The sequence below is a fragment of the Phaeodactylibacter xiamenensis genome (assembly GCF_000759025.1).
GTDB lineage: Bacteria > Bacteroidota > Bacteroidia > Chitinophagales > Saprospiraceae > Phaeodactylibacter > Phaeodactylibacter xiamenensis.
The window spans coordinates 1-5812 of sequence record NZ_JPOS01000023.1 but is presented as its reverse complement, the minus strand read 5'-3'; the positions used below and the strand labels follow the sequence as shown (position 1 = coordinate 5812).

At 47.8% G+C, this 5812-nt stretch carries 5 protein-coding genes; 2 read left to right on the top strand and 3 right to left on the bottom strand.

What is annotated here, in order from left to right:
- A partial coding sequence (locus tag IX84_RS10720) for an ATP-binding protein (protein WP_044219953.1) occupies positions 1 to 694 on the top strand: 694 nt, incomplete at its 5' end.
- Between the two features lie 48 nt (positions 695 to 742).
- On the opposite strand, the gene IX84_RS10715 is transcribed toward IX84_RS10720, so the two are convergent.
- The gene (locus IX84_RS10715; RefSeq protein WP_044219985.1) at positions 743 to 2260 is read right to left on the bottom strand and encodes a Fic family protein; all 1518 of its coding nucleotides are present in this window, start codon (positions 2258 to 2260) and stop codon (positions 743 to 745) included.
- Positions 2261 to 3200: 940 nt separating this feature from the next.
- The gene (locus IX84_RS10705; RefSeq protein WP_173426303.1) at positions 3201 to 4340 is read right to left on the bottom strand and encodes an ATP-binding protein; all 1140 of its coding nucleotides are present in this window, start codon (positions 4338 to 4340) and stop codon (positions 3201 to 3203) included.
- A gap of 267 nt (positions 4341 to 4607) precedes the next feature.
- Between IX84_RS10705 and IX84_RS10700 the strand changes: the two genes are divergently transcribed.
- Positions 4608 to 5267 (top strand): AlbA family DNA-binding domain-containing protein, encoded by a 660-nt coding sequence (locus tag IX84_RS10700; protein WP_052515939.1) that lies wholly within the window; start codon positions 4608 to 4610, stop codon positions 5265 to 5267.
- On the opposite strand, the gene IX84_RS10695 is transcribed toward IX84_RS10700, so the two are convergent.
- Positions 5206 to 5812: transposase (locus IX84_RS10695; RefSeq protein ID WP_044219980.1), on the bottom strand; the 607-nt coding region annotated here is incomplete at its 5' end. The genes IX84_RS10700 and IX84_RS10695 overlap by 62 nt on opposite strands.

The window sequence follows — 5812 nt, the reverse complement described above, 5'->3', positions numbered from 1 at the left end:
TTATGAAGACCTCAACTGGGATAAATTCAAACGTTTTTACGAAACAACCTACCAAGAAACGTGTGAATGGGAAGACCGGGACCGAATATTTGAAAATCTCCGCCTGGGCAAAGATGGTAAACCCAATCTGGCAGCAGCATTACTCTTTACCGATAAACCAGACAAAACACTCACCGGATTCTTCATCACCGCTATTTGGTTCTGGGGCAACGAACTCCATGAGCACGAATACCGATCAAGTGACAACTTCAAAGGGAATATTGCTGAACAGTATCAACAAGCCTATTCCTTCATATACGCTGCGCTCAGAAAAGTACAAGCGGGGCAATCCTTCAACAGCCTGGGCATACCCGAAGTACCAAGTGTGGTCTTAGAAGAATTGTTAGTCAACGCCCTTATCCACCGGGATTACTTCATCAAAGACACCATCAAGCTTTTTCTGTTTGAAAACCGGATAGAAATCAAAAGCCCTGGCAAGCTGCCCAATAACCTGACGACCGAGCAGATCAAACGAGGGATCCGAAAAAAACGAAACAACATACTGGATTCCTTTGCCCCCTCTTTGCTCAATTACCGCGGTGCCGGCAGCGGAATTCTGCGTGCCCTGCAAGCTCATCCGCACATTGACTTCATTAATGATGTAGAAGCCGAACAGTTCACCGTGATCATCCACCGCCCGGAAGAGAAAAGGTAAGTCGTTCAGGTATTCCTCTCGCCTTTCACCCGAAAGGATGGGTAGGTTTTACTTTTTCAGCATCGCCCACCCCAACTCCGTCACCCGGTACTTCTGATTCCTACTGCGCGGCTTGTCCGGCACGGTCATCTCTATCCAGTCGTGGTCAAGGGCAGGAAGGATGTATTTTTTGTAGTTGTCAAAGTGGTTTTTAAAGCCAAGCTGATCCAGTATTTCAGCCCTTGATGAAGGGGTTTTACAAATCCCAATTACTTTAAAAACTAAAGGGTCAACTTGGTCGCTAACTTGGTCGCTAACTTGGTCGCTAACTTGGTCACCTTCAAATATCGGATGTACCGGCAGCGTAGTCAAAAAGTACGTACACTGCTCATCTGTCTCCAGTTGTGGAAGCGGGGAGCCGTTGCGCTCCATGACCCGGCGCATGGTCGGAATGCCGGTTCCTCTGCCTTCGGTCAGGTGCAATTCTTTCAGGAAGTCCCCGACCCGCCGGTTGCGGTAATCACGGGCGACGATGCGGCGGTTTTCGGCGAGTATCCGGGCATTGACGGGTGGCACAGGCCCGGGGAAGCTAAGCACTTCGATTTTATCCGGCCAGATTTGCACCTCTATCGGCTTGCCCAGCTCGTAGCTCTTGTGGTACACCGCATTGGCCAAAGCTTCCTCCACCGCATCATAAGGATAGTTGAAATAGCGATCGGCTTCAGCACGGCCACTTACCTTTTGGACGCGTTCCTCAATGATGTTGTTGCGGATGTAGGATAGTGCATTCCGGAGCTGAATGTGCAGGGGCCCTTTGAAGTACTTTTCACTGAACCGCTTGCCTGCCTCATCTTCCCGGATCACGACCTCAATCCACGCACGGGGGAAAAAACGCTCTGGTTGCTCACTGAAAAACATCAGCCCGGCATTGACCGGCCGAAGCTGCTCATCCGGCCCTTTGGCAATCGCCATTTGCCGACAGAGGTCTGCGAAGGGCATAGTAGCGCTTTGGTCAAAGAGTTCGCTGTCTACTTCATTCAGAAAATCACGAATAAGCCCAAGGCTAAGATCTTTTAGCGTAGCTTGTTGCTGAACCCGGTCGTCGAATGGTATACGGGCAGTGAGTTCCTGTAATCTGCGTAAGTTTTCACCTTTAGCTTTGATCGTTGAAGCGGCACTCCGTATGTACGAGAACCGTTGTGCCCCCTTGTTCAAACCATCCGGTGCGGTGTACGGCCGCATATCACCCGCTGGAGCCCAAATGACCAGGATGTGTTTATCTTGGAAAACATACGGCTGGGCAATAGGCAGGTAATTGGGCTGAAGACGTTGACAAAGATTCGTAAGTTCCTTTTGGATACTATCCATCCGTTCAGGAGCAACCCCTTCTGGTGGCAATACGGGCCGCCCTTCATGCTCCTCCACACCAATTATAATGTATCCACCACCCCAGTTATTGATATCGTTAGCGAAAGCGCAGAGCGTACGCAGTATGGGTACCGGATTCCAGTCCCGTTTGAATTCCAAACGCTCCCATTCAATCACTTGTCCGTTGAGTAGCTCTTTAATGTTTATGGGCAATGCCATACGCTTATGGATTTCGTTCTACGCCTCTTTGGCTTTTCACAATATCGGAATTTTGCACCGGTTTACCCCTGCTTTGATGACAAACGAAACATTGGCGTATCTGCATTGTCACCCCTTGTACTTTTTTGTACCTCCGCCCTATTTTCGGCCGTTTTGCAGCCATTTGTACCTCCCTGGGTTTTTCTTATACATAAATCATTGAAATACAATTCACTATCAAACCTAAAGGTTTTGTACCAGCAAGTTCAAAAAGCCTATAAATACGTTTTTTATTTAATGTGATTTTCAACCCAATAGACCGGAAAGTATAAAATTATTATCTTATCAACTTGGACTTCATCCTTACTTTTATCTATTTTTGGCCATATCAAAGAAAGCAATACTTTAATTTTATTTTTAATATGACAAGCACAAGCGATTTTGCAGGTTTTTGTACCTATCTTGTACCTCTAAAAAACGAAACTCACCTATATTAACTGATAATCAGCTATTTAAAAACTTAACCAAGGTTTTGTATCGGGAAGTAGAGGGCGAAGTCAATAGCATTCCGAAGCTTGAAGAAACAGGATAGCCTTCCGCTGGCCACACCTGAAGTTGTAGCGCAGCCAGTTGTTTTGGGATCGGCACATTTGTAACCACGCTCTATTTCGGATTTGCTCCATACTCTCATTTTTTCAAATTTCCGCTCAGCCAGCCTTCTACACTCCATAGGCCACAGCTCAGCGCAGTGGCTGTTTTCAACATTTCGGATGATGCCGTCCTCACAGGACTGGTTACAGCGCTGATTGTCTTTCAACAATCTGACGATTGTCGGAATGGTTTATCGTCCCTCCGGGACTTGGTTCTGGTATTAGCTATTGACTGAGTTCCGTAGGAACAACATTTCCTTCACACTTTCGTAAGAGCAGAAGAGGTGTCCCCACCACCCCAGGAAGCAGCGCTACAGCCCCCCTAATTGTTGAACCGGCAGTACCGTTATCCGCTCAGACAGCGCATATCTCCGGCTTCCCGGGTAAATGACGTAGAGATGTGACAGTCTCAAATCTTCTATAGCCTGGTGCATAGACTTTGTACGCTTAGGGGCATCCATATATTTGAATTCGGCACCGTAGGAGCGCCCGTTGGACTGCCAGTATAAATCCAGTTCGACGCCAGCGTGGGTCCCGTAGAAAAATACCTCATTGTCCCGCTTGCCCAGCTGAGCAATGGTTTCCTCTACCGCAAAGCCTTCCCAGGAAGCCCCCAGCTTAGGATTTCTAAGCAAGTCCTTTTCCTGATGGATATTTTGCAAGGTATGAAAGAGGCCCGCGTCCCGGATATATAGCTTTGGGCTCTTGACCAGGCGCTTTCCTACATTCGTATGCCACGGCAAAAGTATCCGGATCATAAAGGTATCTTCCAGAATGGAAATATACTTTTTCACAGTATGGTCCGATATGCCAAAAGATCGCCCCAACTCACTGTAGTTTAGCGTTTGACCATGATAATGGCTCAGCATCACCCAAAAGCGGTACATGGTAGAGGAAGGTATAGAGCTCCCTAAGGCAGCCAAGTCCCGCTCCAAAAAAGTAGCAATGAAGTTTTCCCGCCAAAGCCGGCTTTCCTCCAGCCCCTCTGCCAGATAAGACCGGGGGAAACCGCCTCGTAACCACAGCTTTCGGTAATGTGCAGCGCCCACCTCTGACAAGTTGAACCCGGATAAATAATAATAACCGATGCGCCCGGCCAGCGATTCGCCGCTTTGTTGCTTCAAACTGGAGGAAGCGCTACCGAGGATAAGATATTTCTGGTTGTTCTGCTGATCGACCAAATAGCGCAGTAACGAAAACAGCTCCGGCTTTCGCTGTATCTCATCAATCATGATCAGCCCTTCCAGGTTTTCCAATGCCAGCTGAGGTTGCTGCAGCATAGCGAGGTCTCGTGGGTTCTCCAAATCGAAGTAATGGTCAGGCTGGAAGGTCTTGGCAAGTGTCGTTTTTCCCGCCTGACGGGGACCCAACAGGGCAGTCACAGGGAACACGCGCATCAATTGTGCTACCGCTGCCTGATCTTGTTTCCTATCGAGAAGTGTTTTACCCATACTCGAAAATACAATTTATCCTTGAAAATTCGAATATCTACTTCGAATTTTCAAGGATAAATCTCTTTTAGCGTTTGCTAGTAATGCGCTCCAGCACCATCTGCCCCAACTTCGTCACCCGGTACTTCTGATTCCGGCTGCGCGGCTTGTCCGGTATCGTCTACCTTGTGCAGAAGGGGTAAAAGGAATCCGTCGAGTGTTGTTATGCAAGCATGACTATCAATTCTGCCAAAAGAGTGCTAAATTTGGAATGCTAAAAATAATGGCATGAGTGCGGAGGAACTACTGAGTTTAGTAAGAGGAGGCGAGACCAGCCTTATTCAGTTCAAAGAAAATGTAACAAATGCAGTAAGCATTGCTCAGGAGATGGTCGCCTTTTCTAACAGCAAAGGCGGGCAAATCCTGATTGGTATTAATGATAAAACCGGGGAAGCAACGGGGCTCAGCTTTCAGGATATTCAACATATCAACAATCTACTGACAACTGCTGCAAACGAGCATGTGAAAAGTCCAATTATCATCGAGACGGAAACTGTAGCGGTTAAAGATAAACAGGTTATTGTTGTTCGTGTTCCAGAAGGAGTTGACAAACCCTATAAAGATAATAGCGGATTAATCTTTGTGAAGAATGGGGCCGACAAGCGTAAGGTGACCAGTAATGAAGAATTATCCCGGCTGCTTCAAGGTAGTGGGAATCTATATGCTGAGGAACAAATCTTGCATCACTGCACTTATGAACTGACCTTTCGCACGCGAAAGGTTATGATAATTGAAAAAATTAGCAGTATTCAGGGTGCTTGGCACAGCAAGCCCGCTCAGTGCATGGCACTGAAAAAGCACTCGCATGAACAAGTTAATCAAAGCCTTACCCCAAAAGAGGGGTGGCTAGCCCGTTTGGCGGCCCAATTGCAGGGACATAGGCTTTGAGCCTTTGCACCTCTTGAAAAGCCGCCCTGAGGGCATTGACATAAATTTTGGTTTTTAGGGCAAAGTGGTTGGTCTGCTCTTTTGCAGACAGCAGTTCGAGTTTAGTCCAGGCAATCATGGCAGCAAAAACATGGTTGCACTGGGATGTCTCGTGCTTGGTGGGGGACTTTTCCAGCCCCACGTTTTGTTTGAGCGATTTGTGGAATACCTCCACTCCCCAGCGTGTCCCGTAGGTTGTGCAGATAGCTGGGCCGCTTAGCTCCAGATCGTTGGTGACCAGGTACAAGTCTCCAGTTGAGCCGTCTTGGTTTATAAAGACCTGTTTGACCAGCTGGACTTGGAAGTCCAGCCCTTTAAGGTAAACAGTAATGGCCTGGCCTGCTTGCAGTTCTAGCCCGTCGACTCGGTGGAACTTGCCTTCCAGTTTGTCTTCCATGGTAAGGGCAGCCTTGCGGTTGCTCTTTAAGGCACTGATAAAATGCTTGCCCAGCTCATAGTGCACGAACTCAAAGTTCTCCTTGGCAGCAAACCAAGTGTCCCAGACC

What these genes read in the sequence shown, in the direction of transcription:
- IX84_RS10700 (WP_052515939.1), top strand. Translation starts at nt 4,608, where the DNA reads ATGAGTGCGGAGGAACTACTGAGTTTAGTAAGAGGAGGCGAGACCAGC.
- IX84_RS10715 (WP_044219985.1), bottom strand. Translation starts at nt 2,260, where the DNA reads ATGGCATTGCCCATAAACATTAAAGAGCTACTCAACGGACAAGTGATT.
- IX84_RS10705 (WP_173426303.1), bottom strand. Translation starts at nt 4,340, where the DNA reads ATGGGTAAAACACTTCTCGATAGGAAACAAGATCAGGCAGCGGTAGCA.